This is a genomic window from Maribacter sp. MAR_2009_72, assembly GCF_007827235.1.
In the GTDB taxonomy this organism is placed as follows: domain Bacteria; phylum Bacteroidota; class Bacteroidia; order Flavobacteriales; family Flavobacteriaceae; genus Maribacter; species Maribacter sedimenticola.
The window spans coordinates 4,122,114-4,145,233 of record NZ_VISB01000001.1 but is presented as its reverse complement, the minus strand read 5'-3'; the positions used below and the strand labels follow the sequence as shown (position 1 = coordinate 4,145,233).

At 37.5% G+C, this 23,120-nt stretch carries 23 protein-coding genes; 12 read left to right on the top strand and 11 right to left on the bottom strand.

The genetic code is table 11. The features are described 5' to 3' along the window. Positions 1-374 precede the first annotated feature (374 nt). Positions 375-2,585, bottom strand: a complete 2,211-nt coding sequence (locus JM81_RS17485) for a RecQ family ATP-dependent DNA helicase (protein ID WP_261375135.1) — start codon at positions 2,583-2,585, stop codon at positions 375-377. Positions 2,586-2,757: 172 nt separating this feature from the next. Between JM81_RS17485 and JM81_RS17480 the strand changes: the two genes are divergently transcribed. The 4 genes from JM81_RS17480 to lptB are packed head-to-tail and all read left to right on the top strand — an operon-like array spanning position 2,758 to position 5,726. Continuing rightward, positions 2,758-3,735: an SIS domain-containing protein gene (locus JM81_RS17480; protein ID WP_261375134.1), complete on the top strand. Its 978-nt coding sequence runs from the start codon at positions 2,758-2,760 to the stop codon at positions 3,733-3,735. Then, positions 3,735-4,595 carry a twin-arginine translocase subunit TatC gene (gene tatC / locus JM81_RS17475; RefSeq protein ID WP_089262048.1) on the top strand — a complete coding sequence of 287 codons (861 nt, stop codon included), beginning with the start codon at positions 3,735-3,737 and terminating at the stop codon, positions 4,593-4,595. The genes JM81_RS17480 and tatC overlap by 1 nt, the downstream gene beginning before the upstream one ends. Further along, positions 4,579-4,938, top strand: coding sequence for a carboxymuconolactone decarboxylase family protein (locus JM81_RS17470; RefSeq protein WP_089262050.1), 360 nt, complete (start codon positions 4,579-4,581; stop codon positions 4,936-4,938). Before tatC ends, JM81_RS17470 begins: the two co-directional genes overlap by 17 nt. Positions 4,939-4,985: 47 nt before the next feature. Continuing rightward, positions 4,986-5,726: an LPS export ABC transporter ATP-binding protein gene (lptB, locus tag JM81_RS17465; protein ID WP_144805310.1), complete on the top strand. Its 741-nt coding sequence runs from the start codon at positions 4,986-4,988 to the stop codon at positions 5,724-5,726. Between the two features lie 63 nt (positions 5,727-5,789). Here the strand turns inward: lptB and JM81_RS17460 are convergent, their stop codons facing one another. The 10 genes from JM81_RS17460 to JM81_RS17415 all read right to left on the bottom strand — a co-directional run bounded on the left by JM81_RS17460 (position 5,790) and on the right by JM81_RS17415 (position 13,916). Then, complete coding sequence (locus JM81_RS17460) at positions 5,790-6,212, bottom strand: hypothetical protein (RefSeq protein WP_144805308.1); 423 nt, start codon at positions 6,210-6,212, stop codon at positions 5,790-5,792. Between the two features lie 56 nt (positions 6,213-6,268). After that, positions 6,269-6,478 carry a hypothetical protein gene (locus JM81_RS17455; protein ID WP_144805306.1) on the bottom strand — a complete coding sequence of 70 codons (210 nt, stop codon included), beginning with the start codon at positions 6,476-6,478 and terminating at the stop codon, positions 6,269-6,271. 286 nt (positions 6,479-6,764) lie between these two features. Then, positions 6,765-7,148 carry a DUF4345 domain-containing protein gene (locus JM81_RS17450; RefSeq protein ID WP_261375132.1) on the bottom strand — a complete coding sequence of 128 codons (384 nt, stop codon included), beginning with the start codon at positions 7,146-7,148 and terminating at the stop codon, positions 6,765-6,767. Continuing rightward, a complete protein-coding gene (locus JM81_RS17445; RefSeq protein ID WP_144805302.1) occupies positions 7,135-8,409 on the bottom strand; it encodes an MFS transporter in 1,275 nt (424 codons plus the stop codon). Before JM81_RS17445 ends, JM81_RS17450 begins: the two co-directional genes overlap by 14 nt. After that, positions 8,406-8,882, bottom strand: coding sequence for a GyrI-like domain-containing protein (locus tag JM81_RS17440; protein ID WP_144805300.1), 477 nt, complete (start codon positions 8,880-8,882; stop codon positions 8,406-8,408). Before JM81_RS17440 ends, JM81_RS17445 begins: the two co-directional genes overlap by 4 nt. Beyond that, a complete protein-coding gene (locus JM81_RS17435; RefSeq protein ID WP_144805298.1) occupies positions 8,883-9,404 on the bottom strand; it encodes a GNAT family N-acetyltransferase in 522 nt (173 codons plus the stop codon). A 39-nt stretch (positions 9,405-9,443) separates the two neighbouring features. After that, entirely contained in the window at positions 9,444-11,624 is a 2,181-nt protein-coding gene (locus JM81_RS17430; RefSeq protein WP_144805296.1) for a B12-binding domain-containing radical SAM protein, read from the bottom strand. Positions 11,625-11,671: 47 nt separating this feature from the next. Further along, the gene (locus JM81_RS17425; protein ID WP_261375130.1) at positions 11,672-12,619 is read right to left on the bottom strand and encodes a tRNA dihydrouridine synthase; all 948 of its coding nucleotides are present in this window, start codon (positions 12,617-12,619) and stop codon (positions 11,672-11,674) included. Further along, a complete protein-coding gene (locus JM81_RS17420) occupies positions 12,620-13,132 on the bottom strand; it encodes a DinB family protein (protein ID WP_144805294.1) in 513 nt (170 codons plus the stop codon). A 46-nt stretch (positions 13,133-13,178) separates the two neighbouring features. Then, positions 13,179-13,916 carry a CDP-alcohol phosphatidyltransferase family protein gene (locus tag JM81_RS17415; RefSeq protein WP_144805292.1) on the bottom strand — a complete coding sequence of 246 codons (738 nt, stop codon included), beginning with the start codon at positions 13,914-13,916 and terminating at the stop codon, positions 13,179-13,181. Positions 13,917-14,123: 207 nt separating this feature from the next. Between JM81_RS17415 and JM81_RS17410 the strand changes: the two genes are divergently transcribed. The 8 genes from JM81_RS17410 to secA all read left to right on the top strand — a co-directional run bounded on the left by JM81_RS17410 (position 14,124) and on the right by secA (position 23,050). Continuing rightward, positions 14,124-15,308: a DUF4105 domain-containing protein gene (locus JM81_RS17410; RefSeq protein WP_144805290.1), complete on the top strand. Its 1,185-nt coding sequence runs from the start codon at positions 14,124-14,126 to the stop codon at positions 15,306-15,308. A 62-nt stretch (positions 15,309-15,370) separates the two neighbouring features. Continuing rightward, the gene (locus JM81_RS17405; protein WP_144805288.1) at positions 15,371-17,242 is read left to right on the top strand and encodes an ABC-F family ATP-binding cassette domain-containing protein; all 1,872 of its coding nucleotides are present in this window, start codon (positions 15,371-15,373) and stop codon (positions 17,240-17,242) included. 153 nt (positions 17,243-17,395) lie between these two features. Further along, entirely contained in the window at positions 17,396-17,653 is a 258-nt protein-coding gene (locus JM81_RS17400; protein WP_144805286.1) for a hypothetical protein, read from the top strand. 302 nt (positions 17,654-17,955) lie between these two features. Beyond that, the gene (locus JM81_RS18545; RefSeq protein WP_144805285.1) at positions 17,956-18,264 is read left to right on the top strand and encodes a hypothetical protein; all 309 of its coding nucleotides are present in this window, start codon (positions 17,956-17,958) and stop codon (positions 18,262-18,264) included. Positions 18,265-18,298: 34 nt separating this feature from the next. Further along, the gene (locus JM81_RS18485) at positions 18,299-18,445 is read left to right on the top strand and encodes a hypothetical protein (protein WP_179213212.1); all 147 of its coding nucleotides are present in this window, start codon (positions 18,299-18,301) and stop codon (positions 18,443-18,445) included. Between the two features lie 91 nt (positions 18,446-18,536). Then, positions 18,537-19,112 carry a cob(I)yrinic acid a,c-diamide adenosyltransferase gene (locus tag JM81_RS17390; RefSeq protein WP_144805283.1) on the top strand — a complete coding sequence of 192 codons (576 nt, stop codon included), beginning with the start codon at positions 18,537-18,539 and terminating at the stop codon, positions 19,110-19,112. Between the two features lie 135 nt (positions 19,113-19,247). Next, entirely contained in the window at positions 19,248-19,472 is a 225-nt protein-coding gene (locus JM81_RS17385; protein ID WP_027064442.1) for a DUF2795 domain-containing protein, read from the top strand. A gap of 215 nt (positions 19,473-19,687) precedes the next feature. Further along, entirely contained in the window at positions 19,688-23,050 is a 3,363-nt protein-coding gene (secA, locus tag JM81_RS17380) for a preprotein translocase subunit SecA (protein WP_144805281.1), read from the top strand. Positions 23,051-23,120 lie beyond the last annotated feature (70 nt).

Below are 23,120 nucleotides of genomic sequence, written 5' to 3'. Positions count from 1 at the left end.
CAAAAATTGTAATTTTTAAAATTTTCATAGTTCTATTTTTTTTAGATTGATGTAAATGTAACGCCTTACCCACCAATAAACTCTTAAAAATTGTTTAATATATTTTATAATATGTTAAACATTATAGAATTTCTGAAAGAATCTCCAATTAAATTATAATATTACACAAGACTTCTAATTATTAATAAATGTTTAGTACTTCAATTAAGGAAAAATCTTATTTGTCATTATACACATTACCAAATGAATAACTATTTAATATAATAATTAAACATAATTATATAATTGAAAATCATATAATTAATAAAATAACGCCATAAAAAAAGCCCATCACGATAATTTCGTAATGGACTCAGTAGATAACTTTAACCAATTTAATTTGCGACTTCGCTTATAAATTTTAAACGGTACAACCTTAGTTCTTCTTCTTCGTATTCTCCATCAAACTCCGTCATAGCCTCCTCTAGGTTATCGGTATCGGCTTCAAGAAAATACTCATGAATTTCTTCTTGTTGATCCTCATCCAAAACCTCATCTATCCAATAGTTCAAATTTAATTTGGTACCGCTAAAAACAATTTGTTCCATTTCCTTGATCAGTTCAGGAATCTCCAGTCCTTTGGAGGATGCAATATCGGACAATGGTAGTTTACGATCTACGTTCTGAATAATATACAGTTTTAGAGCCGAGTTGACTCCAGTACTTTTTACAACTAGATCATCTGGACGAATAATATCGTTTTCCTCTACATACCCTTTGATAAAAGCGGTAAAGGGCTTTCCATATTTTTTGGCCTTACCCTCGCCAACGCCATGAACATTTAAAAGCTCCTCGTGCGTCACAGGGTATTTCAAGGCCATATCTTCCAATGACGGGTCTTGGAAAACTACAAAGGGCGGCACCCCAAGTTTTTTGGCCTGGGCCTTTCTTAAATCCTTTAATTGTTTTAGCAAAATTTCATCCGCTATACCACCACCTTTTGCGGCACCTACAATAGCATTGTCATTTTCGGCATTGTATACATGATCTTTGGTCATCATAAAGGAGACAGGACTTTCCAAATACTCCTTGCCGGTATCGGTCAAGTGTAACACCCCATATTGCTCAATCTCCTTTCGCAATAAACCTGCCACTAAAGTTTGGCGTACCAATGCCATCCAGTAACTCTTGTCCTTATCTGCGCCAATACCAAAGAAGTCCTTTTCATTGGTTTTATGTGATGATATAATGGCGTTCGTTTTACCACGAATGGCATTAACGATCTCCTTGGACTTAAACTTTTCACTAGTACCTTGTACTACTTTAAGTAATTTCAGTACATTGTCCTTGGCCTCTTCTTTTTCCTTGGGATTTTTGGTGTTATCGTCCATATCCGCACCTTCTCCATTGACTTCATCAAACTCCTCACCAAAATAGTGCAGCATAAATTTACGTCTGGACATGGAAGTCTCAGCATACGCAACTACCTCTTGTAACAACGCATTGCCAATTTCCTGTTCCGCCACAGGTTTACCGGACATGAATTTCTCTAATTTTTCAATATCCTTATAGGAATAATAGGCCAAGCAATGTCCTTCACCACCATCCCTTCCTGCCCTGCCGGTCTCTTGATAATAACTTTCTATACTTTTAGGGATATCATGATGAATGACGAATCTTACATCTGGTTTGTCTATACCCATACCAAAAGCTATGGTAGCCACCACCACCTCAACATCTTCCATTAAGAACATATCTTGGTATTTGGACCTTGTTTTGGCATCGAACCCGGCATGATATGGTACGGCGCTAATCCCATTAACCTGTAGTACCTGTGCCAATTCCTCAACCTTTTTACGGCTTAGGCAATAAATAATTCCAGATTTACCGGAATTCTGTTTAACGAACCTAATGATATCCGCTTCTATGTTTTCCGTTTTTGTACGGACCTCATAAAAAAGGTTGGGTCTATTGAAGGAAGCCTTAAATAGTTTGGCCCCACCAATACCCAAGTTCTTTATAATATCTTCCTGTACCTTGGGGGTTGCCGTTGCCGTTAAGCCTATTATGGGTATATCTTCGCCCAGACGTTCCACAATGGATTTTAGGTTACGGTATTCCGGTCTAAAATCATGGCCCCACTCAGAGATACAATGTGCCTCATCAATTGCTACGAATGATATGACCACTGAACGCAGGAACTCAACGTTTTCTTCTTTGGTCAACGATTCCGGGGCCACGTATAGCAGCTTGGTCTTGCCTTGTGTTATATCTTGTTTTACTTGCTTTATTTCTCCTTTGTTCAATGAAGAATTAAGGACATGGGCTATACCATTTTCCGAAGAAATGCCACGAATGGCATCCACTTGGTTCTTCATTAATGCGATCAATGGGGAAACTATAATTGCCGTACCCTCTTGCATAAGGGCGGGTAATTGATAGCAAAGCGATTTACCACCACCGGTGGGCATGATTACAAACGTATTGTTACGTTTTAAAACATTTCTGATTACTTCTTCCTGAAGTCCTTTAAACTGGGAAAACCCGAAATACTTCTTTAATGATGCATGTAAATCGATATCATCAAATTCTTTACTGTCTGTCACATTTAACATTTAAGGGAGCACTACTTATTTTAAAACTCATAAGTGGTCAAAATTATTATCGACCAAGCTTGGTGATTCTAAATTCTTATGCGATAATCGGCATTTAAAATTAAGTTTGTTTAATTTTGTAATCTTAAAGATAACACATTCTTTTAGGATTACAATCCATAATTTGAATAATAGATTGATAGCTACGCACACCATTATTGACTTGGCGAAAAAAACCATTGAAACAGAGCGCGATGCTATTGCACATCTTTCCGCACTGTTAACAGATGATTTTGCATTGGCCGTTAATTGTATTATTGAAGCAAAAGGACGTGTCATTATTTCCGGAATTGGAAAGAGTGCAATTGTGGCCACAAAGATAGTGGCTACCATGAACTCTACCGGTACTCCTGCAATATTTATGCATGCCGGAGACGCCATTCATGGTGATTTGGGTACCATTCAGGAAAACGATGTGGTTATCTGTATATCTAACAGTGGCAACACACCAGAAATTAAAATGTTGGTCCCGCTGATCAAAAGGGGAACCAACAAATTGATAGCCATGACTGGCAATACCGATTCTTTTTTGGCCAAGCAGGCAGATTTTATCCTGAATACGTACGTGGAGCGAGAAGCTTGTCCTAACGGTCTGGCCCCAACCACAAGTACAACGGCCCAATTGGTCATGGGAGATGCACTTGCCATAGTATTATTGGAAATGAAAGGGTTTACAAGTACGGATTTTGCAAAGTACCACCCGGGCGGCTCATTGGGAAAACGATTATATTTAAGAGTTGTCGATCTAGTAGAAAAAAATCAAGTGCCACAAGTTCAAAAGAATGCCGAAGTAAAGGAGGTGATCGTTGAAATTTCCAAGAAAATGCTTGGGGTCACAGCGGTGCTCGATGGAGAAAAGGTTGTAGGCATCGTTACCGATGGTGATATAAGGCGCATGTTGAACAAGCATGATGTGATCAAAGGATTAACGGCCGAAGAGATCATGACCCGCAACCCAAAAACCATTCCTGCGGACACTTTGGCCATAAAGGCCTTGGAGTTCATGCAAAAAAACGGCATATCCCAATTGTTGGCCATGAAGAATGAAACCTATGTTGGTGTCATCCATTTACATAATTTAATAAACGAAGGTATTTTATAATGGGTTCCAAAGCAGCAACGCCCCCTAACGAAATGTCATTTCTTGACCATCTGGAAGAGTTAAGATGGCATTTAATACGATCTACATTGGCGATCGTCATCATTGGCTCCGTAGCCTTTTTGATGAAAGATTTCATTTTTGATACGGTTATTTTCGGGCCCAAAAAAATGGATTTCCCAACCTATCAGTTATTCTGTGACGTAGCCACTTATTTTGGTTTTGACTCTGCCTTCTGTGCAGAAAAGCTTCCTTTTACCATACAAAGCCGTTTAATGTCCGGACAGTTTTCGGCGCACATCTGGACATCTATTTGGGCTGGCTTTATCATTGGTTTCCCATATGTACTTTATGAAATGTGGAAATTTATTAGTCCGGGATTATATGAGCAGGAACGAAAAAACTCAAGGGGTTTTATTTTAATAGCATCATTATTGTTTTTTCTAGGGGTTCTTTTTGGCTACTATGTAGTGGCCCCGCTATCCATTAATTTTTTAGGAACATATCAAGTAAGTGCCGAGGTTACGAATGAATTTGACTTGGCGTCCTATATTTCAACAGTTAGGGCTTCCGTTATTGCCTGTGGTATTCTATTTGAGCTCCCGATCATTATTTTCTTTTTGACCAAGGTGGGTCTGGTGACTCCGGATATTATGAGAAAATACAGGAAGATAGCCCTTGTTATCGTATTAATATTATCCGCCGTAATCACACCTCCGGATGTTGCCAGCCAAATTATTGTGGCAATTCCGGTATTGATACTTTACCAAGTAAGTATTTATATATCTGCAATGGTGTTGAGAAAAGAACGAAAAAAAGCTGAAAAAGAAAAAAAGAAACATACCAATGTCAAACCAAATTGAGGAATTTAACGCCTATCGTTCCAAGATGAACGAGAAGCTGTTGGCGGACAACAATAAAATTGTAAAGCGCATATTTAATCTGGACACCAATGCTTTTGCTGCAGGGGCCTTAGATGTAAAGACCAAGGAATTATTGGGCCTTGTGGCCTCTACGGTCCTAAGGTGTGATGATTGTGTAAAATACCATCTGGAAAGTTCTTACAATGAAGGAGTTTCCAAAGAAGAGGTTATGGAAACTTTAGGTATTGCCACTTTAATAGGCGGCACCATAGTTATACCCCACCTAAGAAGGGCCTATGAATATTGGGAAGCGCTGGAACAGCAAAATGACAAGGTTAAATAATCCCTAAAATCTTTTCTAACCAAGCAATAACCAATAGATTTGAAACCATGAAGTTACGTGCCGATAATATAATGAAGTCCTACCGGGGCAGAAGGGTGGTCAAAGGAATTTCCCTAGAAGTCAACCAAGGGGAGATTGTTGGTCTTCTTGGTCCTAACGGTGCCGGTAAGACCACATCTTTTTATATGATCGTAGGGCTTATAAAACCCAATGGCGGCAGTATTTGGCTAGATGATATGGAAATCACCAAGTTCCCCATGTACAAGCGGGCACAAAACGGTATTGGGTATTTGGCGCAGGAAGCCTCGGTATTTAGAAAATTAAGTATCGAAAAAAATATTTTAAGCGTACTGCAATTGACCAAACTAAGCAAAAAGGAGCAGCACATGAAAATGGAATCGCTCATAGAAGAATTTGGTCTGGGCCATATACGAAAGAACCGCGGTGACCTATTATCAGGTGGTGAGCGTAGAAGAACGGAAATTGCGCGGGCCCTTGCCACTGACCCCAAATTTATTTTGTTGGATGAACCCTTTGCCGGGGTAGATCCCGTTGCCGTGGAGGATATTCAACGTATTGTGGCTCAACTTAAGGACAAAAACATTGGAATTCTAATCACCGATCATAATGTACAGGAAACCTTGGCCATTACGGAACGCTCCTATTTAATGTTTGAAGGTGGCATTTTGAAATCTGGTATACCGGAAGATTTAGCTGCGGATGAAATGGTAAGAAAAGTTTATTTAGGGCAAAATTTTGAGCTTCGTAAAAAGAAACTTGATTTTTAAGCCTTTTCCGTTACAATTTACCCCCCTTAACCAAAGGAAACTTTTCCTGAAATTACTTGTTAATTATAGACAAGTAGTAATTAATCTTAAATTTTGAAGCTCCTTGTATTCTTGTATGGGCTGAAATTTTAGTCCGTTCAAGGTAATTGAGGTAATTTGAAAAATGCTTTCAGGTTCTTTTTTCCCTAAATTTAACACGATAAAAGCGTTACTCTCTATTTTGCGTACAAACCAATAACCAGTATTTCCATTATCTTGGTTAAGCAAACTATAGTTTACCCCTTTACTATTAACATGCCCACCATCATGGTAAGGTTGATTTATAAACTTTAAATCTACACCGTATACAGGATTGCATTGTTGATCTATGATAAAGTCCATGATATCATTTTCGTTCCAATCTATAGGATGTGATAAATCCAGTTGTTTTAATATGTATTTAGTGTTTTTTGAACCTAGCACCTCAAGAGTGTTGTTCTTTGTCATTTTATAAACCAATTTCCCCTTTTTACTTTTTGCCTTTATTCTAGCTTTTTTAGATTTTATGCAATGGGATACGCCTCTTTTGTATCAAAATCACTTATGACCTTGGTGTCAAAATCAATCATCATTCGGGAATTTCCTAGCATATTGGTATTGGTTTCCCTTACATAACCGCCCTTATCCACTAACCAAGTTCCCCTTATCTCTTGGGCCCTGCAAGGCTGTACAATTACAAACAAAAGAAATAGGCCTAGGATACGTGTTGTCATTCAAAATATTATTTAGTAATTAAGAATATAAAGTGTTAAAACATTTTTCATGCGTTAAAATTCATACAACAAATAGTGTAGTGACACAATTGCCATAGCACTTGTAATGAACACTTTAGAATACAAAATTCATCCTATACAAAACAGAAAACTATCCAATTAATTGTGAACGACTGGTAAAACATTACTTTATATTTTAAAAATCCAATTAGAAATTTTCTACTGATTAGTCGTTTAGGTAATTAGTACAGGAAAAATTCAGAACTTAAGACCAGGGCTAACATTATTAGACATTTCCATAGCGCTTTAAATTATATATACCCCACCCTAAGAAAAGAAGCTCTAATAATAGTGCCGGTGTAAAGGGTGTTGAAATACCATCTAAAAGAGTGCTTATAATTCTACCAAATGAGATCCCGCCCATAAAAAGCACATTGCAAAGGGTTGCACTATACCATACTTTGGCATTGTATGCACCTATAAGCCAAAAAACTCCGATTCCCACGTATATTCCCATTATAGCCCGTAACATATTCATCAACTCTAAGGACTCTACCTCATAATCTAGAATTAACGGTATTAAAACCGTAGGGTGCCCACCATATACCAAGCCTGCTATAATAACAATTATGCCTGACAATAATAGATTTAGGTGTTTAGGTAGTTTCATTAGCCTTTTTACCATATAGTTGAACATATTTATATGCGGCTATTGCACCAAGAAAGGAAAATAAGGCTAGCATCCAAAATACATGTTGATGGCCTTGCAGTCCCGGGGAGGCATCCAACAAATAACCCATTGCAGCACCTGCAAATATATCTGGGGTATACCCTATTAAAGAAATTAGGCCTACGGCAGTACCGGTAAAAATCAATGGTATCTTACCGCTTTGCATGACTGCAAAATATAATGCCCTTGCAGCGTAAACACCAATGGCGACTATGAGTATTGAAATTAAAAATAAGATATACGGAATATTTTCTACGACTCCCAATGCATACACGATCGAGCCGACAAACGCAATTATGAAACTCAGGAACAACCATACACTAGGTTTGGATCGGTCTGCCACAACCCCAATAACAATACCAACTACAGGTCTAGCAAATAGTAAAAAAGTACCTACCTGTGCTGACCCAACTTGATCTAAATGCATAACATCTTGTGCATAAAGTGAAAAGACGTCGGTAATTTTATAACCAACATACGCGCAAAGAATAATTACCATTAATAAAATTACCGATGGCAAGCGTAATACCTGCCCTATTTGTGATACGGTAATTTTCTCTACCACAATATCCTGCTCATTTAAATTGGGCAGTTTCATGAACAACAATACCAATACACCAACTAGTGCAACAAGGGCGGATGATGATAAAATTACATATCTAAAAGCGAATCTACTTTTCTGTAAGGATGCAACTTCTAAATCGGTATGTAGAAAAAAAGAAAAAACGGCAACACCTAATGTACCAAAAAGTGCACCTACCAAGCCCCTGCCACCATCTAATAACCCAAAAGCCTTACCTTGAGCGTTCACTCCTCCCCAAACGCGAGTGGCCTTTATCATGGGCGACCAAAAAAGAAATATTGTAGTAAAACCCCAAAATCCATATAAAATTTGAAGTGTTGCATAGTCTGGAAAAGTGGCAAAGACCAATCCTCCTAATGCCGTAAGCCATAGTGCCATTGCAATTAACTTTCTTGGCGGGTATTTATCCGCCAAGGGCCCACCAAAAAAATAGGAGATCAAAGCCACAAAACCATACACCGAAAAACACAGTCCCAATGCCACATTGTCCAATTCAAACACTTTAAGGACCGTTGGTCTAAAAACACGTTGTAAAACAAAAGGGAGAATAAAAACACTCTCGCCTGCCAAGATTAGCAATACCAAATAATACCAAGGTGCTTTTTCCGTCGCTTTCATTTCTGGATTATTGGAATCCAAATTTCCTCTTTGGATGTAGGGTCGTTATGTTTATAGGCATCTCCCAAGACTTCAAAATGAGGTCTATCATCTAATCTATACATGGAATTAGGGACCCATTCCCCATAAATGTATTGAAATATACCAGCGTTTCCACTGGAACCCTCATAATCAAAAACCGCATATAAACCAGCTGGTATGGTCAAATAATGCATGTTAAGAGGAATATGATTCAATGTTGACACCTCAACACATGCCCATTTTGTAAATGTATTATTAGGGTCAAAATGATCAAAATATCCTGGAGGATACAATTGTAGCGATATAAATTCAGCGGAATTCCTACTCGATATCTCACCCGCCCTTGACCTTAGAGTTCTCCAAAGCTCGCCGGTTTTATTGTTTATGATACTCATATCCGCAGAAATACCGACAACCAATTTTTCCTTAAACTGCAATATTCTTGGATCCATTTATTTACGTTTTAGTATATCAATTTCAAACAAACAGGCGGGCCCTTCTTTATAATGAGGCGGCAGTTCATCTACATTATCCAATTCAAACATACCCAAAAAGTCAAAACCTGCAGTTGTATAGTGGCGTATTAAACCGGTGTTCTCTCCAATTGTATCTAACCGTATATATCTTTTTTGCTTTAATGCAGCATACTTTTTGGCCCAATTGACAATGGAACCTACAAAATTTCTGCCTCTAAATTCTGGGTTGGTGGCAATACGGTGAATGTAAATAGCAGTATCAGCATTTCTAGCTCCCCAAATTTGAGGGTCAGAAAAAGTTATGGCCCAAATACAGGCTATTGTATTATCGATTAAAAGCTTAAACTGTGTTTTTTGATCAATCTCTTGGACTACCATTGTACGGTCAAATTCTGGCCAGACCACAACCTCTTGCTTAGAACGTTGAAAATCAGAAGCAATGCGGTAAAGTTTAAATATTTCCTCAATATCCAGAAGATTTGAGTTCTTAATAACCATGGAAATATAGTTTACTTGTTTCTTACTTAAAAACCAAAATTATACTACTAAAAGACCTTGAGCGAATAATTTTCTAATTGGCTTGGAATACCAAAATAGTTCAAAATCACTGGATTGAAGTTCAAAATCCGCTTTTACTTGCTTAAAGGTCATTGCAGGGTGTTGTGGTGTAATTCTGTTTAAAAGGTCATATAACCAGTGCCCATGAACCCTATCTACGGTTATCTCAAAAATATTGGTCTTTGTATGAAATTTTAATGTCAACATTTCCCAAGTCTTTCCTTTTTTGGACTTTACCGTTTGGGTACAAATAGGTGACGATCCCAGCCATACAATTCTAGCCGTAGGTCTGGTTTTAAAGACAGTATCCTCCTGTAAACAGTTATAAATATAATCCGGTTGTATGGTCGTTACCGGTAACTCTACATCAAACCATTCCTGCAACGGCATGTCAAAGCCTATACCATGCATAAAATTGAACAATGATTTTTTTAATCCAAAGCTAAATTGTGCATGGTCAATACCTGTACCATCCACAAAATCGATATCATTATTGGCGAAAGTAATTTTTTTTAGATCCGGAACAACACCAAAGTCTTTTGGTCGTAGACCGACCGGACTGTGGGCCGTTAAAGCGAATTGATGCCAAAACCCTGATTGAATAATTCCCAGTTCAAATAACTGCCTTACCATTTCCAAGCTGTCAACGGTTTCCTGAACGGTCTGTGTAGGATAGCCATACATTAAATAAGAATGGACCATAATATTGGCTTCGGTAAAATTACGTGTCACTTGGGCAACCTGAGCCACCGTTACACCTTTATCGATAAGCTGCAACAACCGGTCAGAAGCCACCTCTAAACCACCGGAAACGGCAATACAACCCGATGCTTTAAAAAGAAAACAAAGGTCCTGGGTAAAGTTTTTCTCAAAACGAATATTGGTCCACCATGTAATGGTCAAATTGCGCTTTAAAATTTCCATGGCCAATGCCTTCATCAACGATGGCGGAGCGGCCTCGTCCACAAAATGAAAACCGGTTTCTCCCGTCTGGGCAATTATGGTCTCTATTCTATCTACCAACAAGCTGGCGGCTACAGGCTCATATACTTTAATATAATCCAACGATATATCACAGAAGGTACACTTGCCCCAATAACAACCATGTGCCATGGTCAATTTATTCCAACGACCATCACTCCATAAACTATGCATTGGATTGGCTATTTCTATTACGGATATATATTGGTCTAACAGTAGGTCCGTATAATCCGGTGTACCTACATCTTGCAGCTTATAATCCGATCTGGTACTATTGTTCCTATAGACAATAGCATCATTTTCCAAAATAAAGGTCCGTTTTAGCTCCCCTACTCCATTTATCAAAAACCCATATATAAGTTCCAAAGGAAGCTCTCCGTCATCCAAGGAAATAAAATCAACAAATTCAAATACCCTTACATCGGTTACGCTACGTAACTCCGTATTTGGGAAACCGCCACCCATGGCAATCTTTATATCGGGAAAATTCCTTTTAATAAATTGGGCGCATCGAAAAGCACTATATAAGTTTCCAGGGAAAGGAACGGAAAAACATACCAACTTGGGTTCGTGTTGTATTAACCTTTGCTCCAATATGGATAAGGTCATATCATCTATGAAGGTAGGCTCGGCATTTAGATGTTCATAGAGTTCGTCAAAAGAATTTGCGCTACGTCCCAATTTTTCCGCATATCTACTAAAACCAAAATTAGGGTCTACACATTCCACCAAAAAATCTGACAGATCCTCTAGATACAATGTTGCCAAATGTTTGGCCTTGTCCTGCATGCCCATATTCCCAAAGGCCCATTCCAAATCGTCCAATTGCTGAAAACGAGAAGCGCGCGGCAAAAAATTATCGGTACATAACTGCCTGGCCAACGTATGGTTCTTGCCCTGCAAAAATAATAGTACCTGATCCAGGGTTTGTAGGTATTGCTCACGTAACTGATATATTCGTTGACAATTTTCCGAAACTATGGATTGTTCTTCATACGCCTTTTCAAAAAGATGTTGAAACGTACCCCTATTGAATAATTTTAAAATGACCTCTATACCTAAATCTGATTGAAACGATGTAATCTGTTTCGTATTCAAAAAACCTTTAATATATGCCGTAGCGGGATATGGCGTATTTAATTGGGTAAATGGAGGAGTTACTAATAAGAGGTCTTTCACTAGGTAATTTTAAAGGAATATTGCAAAGATAATGGTTACCGGACTGATTATCCTTCATTTAGATTTTCGCGTACCGCTTGTTGATATGCCCTAGGGTTATTGGCCTTTTTGATTCTTTTAAACGTTTTGTGCGGATTGGAGAAAGATTGGGAAAAATATTCCCAAAAGCCTTGCATTTTCATTTTTATTGGGGTTGGCCCTGATAGCGCTTCATCGTACTGTTGATAGATAGTATCATGAAATTCGGAAAAAATCTTCCATCTATCCTTTGGATATTCCGTTGTATCGTTCTTAATCATACTGGGTAAAAACGGGTCTGCAATTAACCCCCTGCCGATCATAAAGTGGTCAATACCAGGAAAGCGTTCTTTCATCTCCCTAAATTTTGCCACCGATGTAATATCCCCGTTATAATATAGTTTATGGCGGGTATTGTCTATACACTGTTGAAACGCTTCTAAACCTACTCCGCCTTTATACAATTGTTTGCCTATACGCGCGTGTATTGCAATATTTTTTAATGGGTATTTATCCAATATAGGAAATACCTCTAATATTTCTTGGGCATGCTCATAGCCCATCCTCATCTTCATGGAAACCGTTACATCCGTTTCTTCATGCGTACGTTTCAGGATATGGTCTATTTTTCCTGGATCACATATGAGTCCGCTTCCCATTCCCTGTTTAGTCACCATAGGATAAGGACAACCTAAATTCCAATTCAGTTCCTTGTATCCCAAACTTTGAATATACTTTACAACAAATAAAAATTCGTCGGCATCATTCGTCATAACCTGAGGGATTACCTCTAGGGTTGTATTGTTATGCGGTTGTAAATCTTTTTGATAGGAGTTTTTAATGATCAACTTTCCGTTTAAGCGTATGTAGGGTGCGTAAAACGTATCTACACCTCCAAAATACCGATGAAAGGCGTTCCTAAACCTAAAATCGGTAAAGCCTTGTAACGGGGACGATAAAAGGGTAATGTCTTTCAATTATGCCCGATCGTTTAATACGCTTGTCGTAACCAACAACTGACCTATATGACGTTGACAATGTTCTGCGGCATGGAACAACAGTCCCAAAACAGTAGTAGGTAATTTTTTTCTGCCAACGGTTCTTCTTTTACTTAGGGTTTCTTCAGGTAAGCTTTTAAAATACTCCAAAGCCTCCTCTACCTTACGGGAAAATTGTTCCTGTAAAAAGGTAACTTCGGTCTGTAGATTAAATGTACCCTCATGTTTTAGGAAATTAAATTGTTCCTCAGATAACGATTCTCCTTTGGCATAGGTCAACAACCGGTCTATTACTCCTGTCATATGGTTCATATGAAAACCTACCGAAGCCCTTCCGCTAGCCTTGGCCCACAATAATTCCTTTGGGAAATTGTCCGTATATTTCCTTAATTCCCTTTCTGATTGCAACAACGCATGTGCTGCGGGTTGCAATGTACCGGGTATATTAGGGATTGGCCCACTTAACCAAAATTCTAAACTATCATCTTCCATAATCAACTATGCTTTTGGGGAATATTATACTACTCTTTTCTACCTTTTAAAATTTGTCCTGCACAAAGGAACTTACTACATAAAACAGGATAATTACAGGAATAGCCATATAATGCATGGTTACGATTAAAACAATACTGATAATTATAAAGATATATCGCATAGCATTATCCTTAAAGCTGGTATTCTTAAATTTTAGCGCAAATAACGGTAAACTACAATTTAATAGGTATGCGCTTAATAGGGTAAGTACGATCAAAAACCATTGGTTAAGAATAATACCATTTACAATATCATTATTTTGATATAGAAGTATTAACGGTAAGGAAAGTATAAGCAATGCATTTGCCGGGGTAGGCAAACCTATAAATGATGAGGTTTGGTTTTCATCTATATTAAATTTGGCCAAACGGTATCCGGAGGCCATTGTCACTATAAATCCAAAAAAGGGCAACAAATGCATATGCTTTAATTGTCCTTCTTCCATAAAAAAGTGAGAACCATCTCCCCACCCATCTGTTTGGGACATGGCCAATAGCTGAAACATGACAACACCGGGCACCAAACCACTGGTAATCATATCCGCCAATGAATCTAGCTGTAATCCTAATTCACTCTTTACGTTAAGAACCCTTGCGGCCAATCCGTCAAAGAAATCAAAGAAAATGCCCAATGCAACGAATATTGCAGCAATTTCCAAGCGATTCATCACGGCAAAAATTGTGGCAACACAACCGCAAAAGACATTTAAAAGTGTTATAAAATTAGGGATATGTTTTTTCATAAGAATCTTAGTTAGGTACACTTTAAAACCATGTTGGCAACAGGGAACAAAATATGCGCCATAAAAATAACATAATTCTAATGGATCATAGATGTAATATATGAAAGTAAAATTATGAGCCCACTAGACAATACTAAATTATAAAAGCTTTTAGAATTAAATCTGTTATTATTCGCATCTTTGTATCCGCCACGTGCATGTTTCGTTATGTTCAAAAAAATACTTTTTTATTTTACCATATTCCTTTTTAACTTTTTGGGGCAATCCCAAGAGGTGCAGTTATCCCCGCTATCCAAAATAAGCTTGCTTACCGTGGGTACCGGTGATGATTTGGCCGCAAAATTTGGTCATAGCGCCATTCGTTTACAAGATCCTTCCATAGGAATAGATGAGGTATATGGTTACGGCACCTATGATTTTGAGGACCCCAATTTTTATTTAAATTTTACAAGGGGTAAATTGGCCTATACTATTTCCAGAATTCCATATTCATATTTTGAGATATCTTACAAACAAGAGCAACGTTGGGTCAAGGAACAATCCCTTAACTTGAATTTACAACAACGCAACGCTATAATCGGCTTTTTAGAGCATAACTTACTTCCTGAAAACAAGAGATACAAGTATGATTTCCTGTTTGATAATTGTGCCACTAGAATACCAATGGTATTTGAAAAAACGCTAGGCAATGAATTACATTTTAATTTTGATCATCTAAACGAGCATTTAACATTTAGGCAACTTATACGTTTAAAGCTCAACCCTAATAGCTGGTCCAATTTTGGAATAGACTTGGCTTTAGGTTCAGTGATAGACCGTAAAGCTACCCCGTATGAACATTTATTCCTCCCTATTTATGTTTACCGGCAAATGAAGCACACTACTCTAAATGGAGAGCCATTTGTTAAAAAAGAAACGGTTCTTTTAGGTATTCCGGAACAGGACGATAGTTCTATTTTTGTTTTTAGTCCCGCTTTTTGGCTAGGATTGCTTTTAGTTCTGGTTATCTGGATAACCTATAGAGACCATTCCACAGGAGAACGTACCAAGTGGCTAGATTTTTCACTGTTTATCCTTACTGGACTTTCAGGAATTTTAATTGCTTTTCTTTGGTTTGGTACCGACCACCTGGCAACAAAAATGAATTATAATGCTTTATGGGCGTTTGCTCCAAATGCAATTGTGGCAATATATCTTCTAAAAAACGACCCTCCTAAATGGATAATTACCTATTTGATAGTTGTAATGATTTTGGTCCTAATATCCATTTTAATATGGATTTTAAAAATCCAGGTATTTTCCATTTTAATGATACTTGTTTTAGGGGTATTGGGCATTAGATATATCTTCTTGTATTCATTTTTTAAAACCGTCCAAAAAAACCAATACTAATTAAAATTCTCACGAATAAATTGGTTTTAGAACGTAGCATCAATAACGAACAATAAAAATATATGAACTTACTTACCGTTGAAAATATTTCAAAATCCTATGGCGAGCTGGTCTTGTTTGACAACCTTTCTTTTGGTATTAACAAGGACCAAAAAATTGCCTTGATCGCAAAAAACGGTACAGGAAAAACATCCATATTAAATATTCTATCCGGGGCGGACACCCCAGACTCCGGTCAAGTGAATTATCGTAAGTCTACCCGAGTTTCCTTTTTGGCCCAAGAGCCGGTAATGGACCCCAATTTAACCGTTGAAGAGACCATATTTGCGTCTGATAATGAAATTTTGCAAGTTATTTCAAACTACGAAAAAGCCTTATTAAATCCTGAAGATGCAGATGCTTACCAAAAGGCATTTGAGGCAATGGACCGTTTTGAAGCTTGGGATTTTGAGACCCAGTACAAACAAATATTGTCCAAGCTAAAATTGGATGACCTCAATGCAAAGGTGGGCAGGTTATCCGGTGGGCAGAAAAAACGATTGGCACTGGCCAATGCACTTATCAATAAACCGGACTTACTGGTCCTGGACGAACCAACCAACCATCTAGATCTTGAAATGATCGAATGGCTAGAGGATTTTTTCTCAAAAGAAAACATGACCCTTTTCATGGTAACGCACGACCGTTATTTTTTAGAGCGTGTATGCAATGAAATCATTGAATTGGAAAATGGCAAACTGTACCCATATAAAGGAAATTATTCTTACTATTTGGAGAAAAAAGAAGCCCGTATAGAACAGGAGGCCACAGAGCAACATAAAACGGAATTGCTGTTCAAGAAAGAATTAGATTGGATGAGGCGTCAGCCAAAGGCACGTACCACAAAATCAAAATCAAGAATAGATGATTTTGCGGTAATCAAGGAAAAAGCCAGCCAGCGGAGAAAGGACCATCAAGTTCAGCTAGAGTTGAATATGGAGCGTGTTGGCAGTAAAATATTGGAGTTACATAAGATTTCAAAATCTTACCCCAATAAACCAATACTTGATAAGTTTGAATATGTATTTCAAAAAGGTGAGCGCATAGGCATTATTGGTAAGAACGGTACAGGAAAATCTACTTTCCTGAACATTCTTACAGGTAAGGACCAACCAGATGCCGGAAAGGTGGTGGTAGGTGATACCATAAAGTTTGGCTATTACACCCAAAAGGGCATTCAGATAAAAGAGGGTCAAAAAGTAATAGATGTCATACGTGAGTTTGGAGATTATATTCCTTTAATGAAAGGCAGGCAAATTTCTGCCCAGCAACTTTTAGAGCGATTTCTTTTTGATAGAAAAAAACAATATGATTTCGTTGAAAAATTAAGTGGTGGGGAAAGAAAGCGGCTGTATTTATGTACCGTACTTATTCAAAATCCCAATTTTTTGATACTGGATGAACCAACCAACGATTTGGATATTGTTACCCTAAATGTATTGGAAAGTTTTTTGATGGATTTTCAAGGTTGTCTTATGGTAGTTTCCCATGACCGTTATTTTATGGATAAAATCGTAGACCATCTTTTTGTCTTTCGGGGTAATGCCGTCATTGAGGATTTTCCCGGTAATTACTCGGACTATAGGGCTTATGAGGACAGTCAGATACAGGAAAAGCGAGAACAGAAAGAATTAAAGAGCACGCCTAAATCTAATTGGAAAGATACTACCTCAAATGCAAAAGCTTCATACGCGGAACAACAGGAGTTTAAAAAATTGGAACGGGAAATACAGAAACTGGAACAAAGAAAGGTAAAAGTGCAAGAAAAATTTACGGATACCTCCTTATCTCCAGTTGAAATAAAAGACCTGTCCATTGAACTTAATGAATTAACGGATACCATTGACCAAAAGACAGAGCGTTGGTTTGAACTCTCGGCAATTATTGAAGGTTAGTCGTACAATAAACTAATTAAGCCGTACGCTCTTGTTTGGATAAAATAACCAACGAACAAAAATTACCGTTCGTCTACAGTTAAATGATACTCACCTAATATCATAGAATTTAGTTAGACCATGCTACTACTTTAGCAGTATAATTAAACGAATATGAGACTGTTTATCGCTTTTGCCGCACTATTTTTAACTAGCTTTTTGGGTCATGCCCAAAAAACAACAGAAGACAATCCTGCTCCAACAAGGACACCAAATACAATTTTAGTTCAAAAGATAGAGACCAATAAAGCAACACCAATTAAAAGTACAACTGACAAAATTGAAGTAGCCAGGTTACATAAAAACAAGAACAACAGAATAATTAAGGCATTGGCGTTCGACGTAAAAGCGAACAAACCAAAAATGGCTTAACGTTACGTTTGCCTCTTTTTATTATACGTGCGCATTTTAGCCAACTCATATTCCAAACTAAATACTTCAAAACAATAACAGTTGACAAAGGATACTTATTTTTGAAAAAAAACGGTTTGTATCAAATATTGTCCTTTTTAAAATTCTATGTTACGGCTACCAATCAACACGGTGTGCATTCCCCTTTTGTCTATGACTACGTCACAAAATGTTTGTATAAAAAAGAAAAAATCAGGCTACCTGTAAGTACAAAAGTTCTAGTAAAAAGTATTTTATACTTTAATTACCAAAGCGTAAGGTTATTGACCGCGAACAAAAATCTGGAAAAAGATATATTTGACCATTGCCCTAATGTCAATTTTACCCAAGAAAACCCTATTGTAATTATTGGCTCCGTTAATGAGATCCTCCACAGTAAAATTCTAGATCAGAAACTTGAAAATAGAACAATGCTGTTCATTGATAAAATCCATAAAAATCAAAATACTTTTGAACAATGGAAACATATACAGTCACATAATCAAGTAACCGTTACTATAGATTTGTTTTATTGTGGCTTGGTTTTCGTTAGAAAAGAACAAGTTAAAGAACATTTTAAAATACGGATATAAACCTGTAATTTTAAACTTAATCTCATCAATAAAAATGAACAATACTATTTACATTATACTGGCAGTAGTATTTGCACTTTATTTGGCACTTACGATAATTAACAGGAACAAATCCAAATCCCGCAAATCAAAAAAATTTATGGGCGATTATGAGCGTAAGGATAAGCACAAGAAAAATTAAGCCGTTAATTTCGTGAACCAAAAAATAAGTGAAATCAACAAACGGTAAATAAGAGCAATATGTTCATTATCCCTTAAAGTTTTAAAGTACAATGAAAATATACACAAAAACAGGTGATGATGGCACTACCGGACTCTTTGGTGGGACCAGGGTTCCCAAACACCATATTAGGATAGAAAGCTATGGCACTATTGATGAGTTAAACTCGTGGTTGGGCCTTATACGCGATCAAAAAATAGACACTACCACAAAGGAACAATTAATACAGATTCAAAAAGATTTGTTTACGGTTGGCGCTATTCTGGCTACAGATCCCAATAAAGCACTTTTAAAAAATGGGCAAAAGAGACTGGCCATTTCAACAATAAGTACAAAAGAGCTCCAATTTTTAGAAAAGGCCATTGACGATATAGATTTAAAATTACCGGCAATGACCCATTTTATTCTACCAGGCGGTCACACGACCGTGTCATACTGTCATATTGCCAGAACTGTTTGTAGAAGAGCGGAAAGAATGTCCACCTTATTATTTAAGAATGAAAAATTTGATATGACCGTGCTGTCATATTTGAACAGGTTATCAGATTATTTATTTGTATTGGCACGAAAATTGTCTGTAGATCATAAAGCGAATGAAATAAAATGGGTTCCTGAAAAAAAGGACTAATAAAAAGCTAATTTATTCGTTATCAATTTATCAAAGCAAAAAATAATGGAACAAAAATTGATTTTTAAGGCTAATTTCTTGGCTATCTCAATTTAAAAATTACTTTTGCAAAAATTTTAAAATCAAACAATTACTATGTATTGGACATTAGAATTAGCATCTTATTTAAGTGATGCACCTTGGCCGGCAAGTAAAGATGAGTTAATAGATTACTCTATTAGAACTGGAGCCCCTTTGGAAGTCGTAGAAAATTTACAGTCTATGGAAGAAGAAGGTGGAGAGATTTATGAATCGATAGAAGAGATTTGGCCTGACTATCCAACGGAAGAAGACTACCTCTGGAACGAGGACGAATATTAATATTCGATATCATAATAACTACAAAAAAGTCTCTTAGGAGGCTTTTTTTTTATGTAATTTTGACAGGTAGTAAGGTAATTTCATAGAAAAACAAAGACTGGAATACCTTTTGCTATTTTTCAACGTCGACACATTTGCCGACTCTATAATATTTTGAAACCTACCTTGTTCAACAATAGGCAAGTTAGGTATCATTTCTAATTAGATTAAAACATATGAGTTTCATAAATTCTATCCTAAAGGCCTTTGTTGGTGATAAATCGCAAAAAGATGTAAAGGAGCTTCAACCTTTAGTGGACCAAATAAAATCTTTTGAAGTACAGTTGGAAAGCCTGAGCCATGATGAATTAAGGCAAAAGACCTTGGATTTTAAGCAAATCATACAAGATTCCTATAAAGAAAAGACTGAACAGATCAATGCATTGGAAGAGGAGGTCAAAAACTCAAATGACATTGACAAGAACGAGGATATCTATACGGAGATAGATAAATTAAAGGAAGAAGCTTATGCACTTTCTGAAGAAACATTGAACAAAATACTTCCAGAAGCATTTGCAGTGGTCAAGGAAACGGCCAAACGTTTTGCAAATAATGAGACCATTACCGTTACCGCTTCTGAATATGACAGAACATTGTCAGGTAGCAAAGGCTATGTTACCTTAGACGGTGATAATGCCATTTGGAAAAACTCTTGGGATGCCGCAGGTAAAGAAGTAACTTGGGACATGGTGCATTATGATGTACAACTTATAGGAGGTATTGCCTTACACCAAGGTAAGATTGCGGAAATGCAGACAGGTGAAGGTAAAACCCTTGTGGCTACCCTACCTTTATATTTAAATGCATTAAGTGGAAACGGTGCGCACTTGGTAACCGTAAATGATTATTTGGCCAAGAGGGATAGCGCATGGATGGCCCCAATTTTTGAATTTCATGGTCTTTCCGTAGACTGTATAGATCACCATAGACCAAATTCCGATGGTAGACGGGCTGCATATAATGCGGACATTACGTATGGAACCAATAATGAATTCGGTTTTGATTATTTAAGGGATAATATGGCGCATACCCCAAAAGATTTGGTACAACGCCCCCATAATTACGCCATTGTAGATGAGGTAGATTCCGTTTTGGTAGATGATGCACGTACACCGCTTATTATATCCGGACCCGTACCCGAAGGTGACCGCCATGAGTTTAATGAATTAAAACCTAAGGTTAGCGAAATAGTACAAAAGCAGCGGCAGCATTTAACTGGTGTATTGGCGGAAGCTAAAAAATTGATTGCCGAAGGTGATACCAAAGAAGGAGGATTCTTTTTACTGCGCGTATATCGCGGGCTTCCTAAGAACAAGGCCTTAATAAAATTCTTGAGTGAGGAAGGCGTAAAACAGCTGCTTCAAAAAACTGAGAATTTTTATATGCAGGATAACAATAGGGAAATGCCCAAAGTAGATGAGGACCTGTTGTTCGTAATAGATGAAAAAAACAATCAAATAGAATTAACGGATAAAGGCGTAGACTATATCTCTGGGGAGCAGGACAGGGATTTCTTTGTCATGCCGGATATTGGTGGTGAAATTGCCAAAATAGAAAATCAGAATCTTGATATTGAAAAAGAAGCGGAACTAAAGGAAGAATTGTTCAAGGACTTTACCGTTAAGAGTGAGCGTATACATACCATGAGCCAATTATTAAAGGCGTATACCTTATTTGAAAAAGATACCGAATATGTGGTCATGGACAATAAGGTAATGATCGTTGACGAACAGACCGGTCGTATTATGGATGGCCGTAGATATTCTGACGGTTTGCACCAAGCCATTGAAGCAAAGGAAAATGTAAAAATAGAGGCCCTAACACAAACCTTTGCAACCGTTACCTTACAGAATTATTTTAGAATGTACAGCAAGCTTGCGGGTATGACGGGTACGGCAGTTACCGAAGCGGGCGAATTCTGGGAAATCTACAAATTGGATGTTATGGAAATTCCAACCAACAGACCAATAGCCAGAGATGATCGTAACGACTTAATCTATAAGACCAAAAGGGAAAAATACAATGCGATCATAGAAGAGGTTACCAAGATCAGTAAAGCTGGTAGACCCGTATTGATCGGTACAACATCTGTAGAGATTTCAGAACTTTTATCAAAACTATTGAGTGTACGCAAGGTTCCCCATAATGTACTGAATGCCAAACTTCATAAAAAGGAGGCAGATGTAGTTGCTGAGGCCGGTAATGCAGGAGTAGTTACAATTGCTACCAACATGGCGGGTCGTGGTACGGATATTAAATTGTCCGAAGAAGTTAAAAAAGCTGGAGGACTTGCAATCATTGGTACGGAAAGGCATGATTCACGACGAGTGGACAGACAGCTACGTGGTCGTTCCGGACGTCAAGGAGATCCGGGAAGTTCTCAGTTCTATGTTTCCTTGGAAGATAACCTAATGCGTTTGTTCGGTTCTGACAGGGTAGCCAAAATGATGGATAAGATGGGCTTGGAAGACGGCGAGGTCATTCAGCACAGTATGATGACCAAATCCATAGAACGCGCACAGAAAAAAGTTGAAGAGAACAACTTTGGCGTACGTAAGCGTCTATTGGAATATGATGACGTAATGAACGCACAGCGTGAAGTGGTCTATAAGAGAAGACGCCATGCGTTACAGGGAGAGCGTTTAAAGCTAGATATTGCCAATATGATCTATGATACCTGTGAGGTAATCGTTGAGGGCAATAAAAATGCCAGTGACTACAAGAATTTTGAATTTGAACTGATCAAGTATTTCTCAATGACCTCTCCCGTAGAGGAAACTGAGTTTGACAAATCCGGTGCACAGGAAATTACCGCCAAAGTATACAAGGCTGCCTACAAACATTATAATGAAAAAATGGAACGTAATGCCGCAGCTGCGTATCCGGTAATCAAAAAAGTACATGAGGATAATGCCAATAATTTTGAACGTATCGTTGTGCCTTTTACAGATGGCATTAAAAGTCTAAACGTTGTAACCAATCTTCAAGATGCATATGATACCAATGGCAAACAATTAATAACAGATTTTGAAAAGAATATTTCGCTGGCCATTATTGACGACTCTTGGAAAACGCATTTGCGTAAAATGGATGAATTGAAACAATCTGTACAATTGGCGGTTCACGAACAAAAGGATCCATTATTAATTTATAAGTTTGAAGCATTCGAGCTTTTCAAGTCCATGATAGAAAAAGTGAACAAAGAAGTTGTTTCCTTTCTTTTTAAAGGGGAACTACCTTCAGAAAACACCAATGCTATTCAAGAAGAACGTATGGTTCAGCGTTCAAGGGAAAATTTAAAAACCACCAAAGAGGAAATACCCAATAGTGATGAATTGGCGGCACGTAATAGAGCAGTTGGTCAAAACCAAGGACAGCGACCTGCTGTTACAGAAACCATAACTAGGGAACAACCAAAAATTGGTAGAAACGAACGTGTTACCATTAAAAATGTAATGAGCGGTGAAAGTAAAACCGTAAAGTTCAAACAGGCAGAACCGCTGATTCAAAGTGGCTCTTGGGTGTTAACACAAGACTAATTTAACATACATTTCTTTTAAAAAAGCATTTCATTTTATTGAAATGCTTTTTTAATGTGTAAAATCCTCA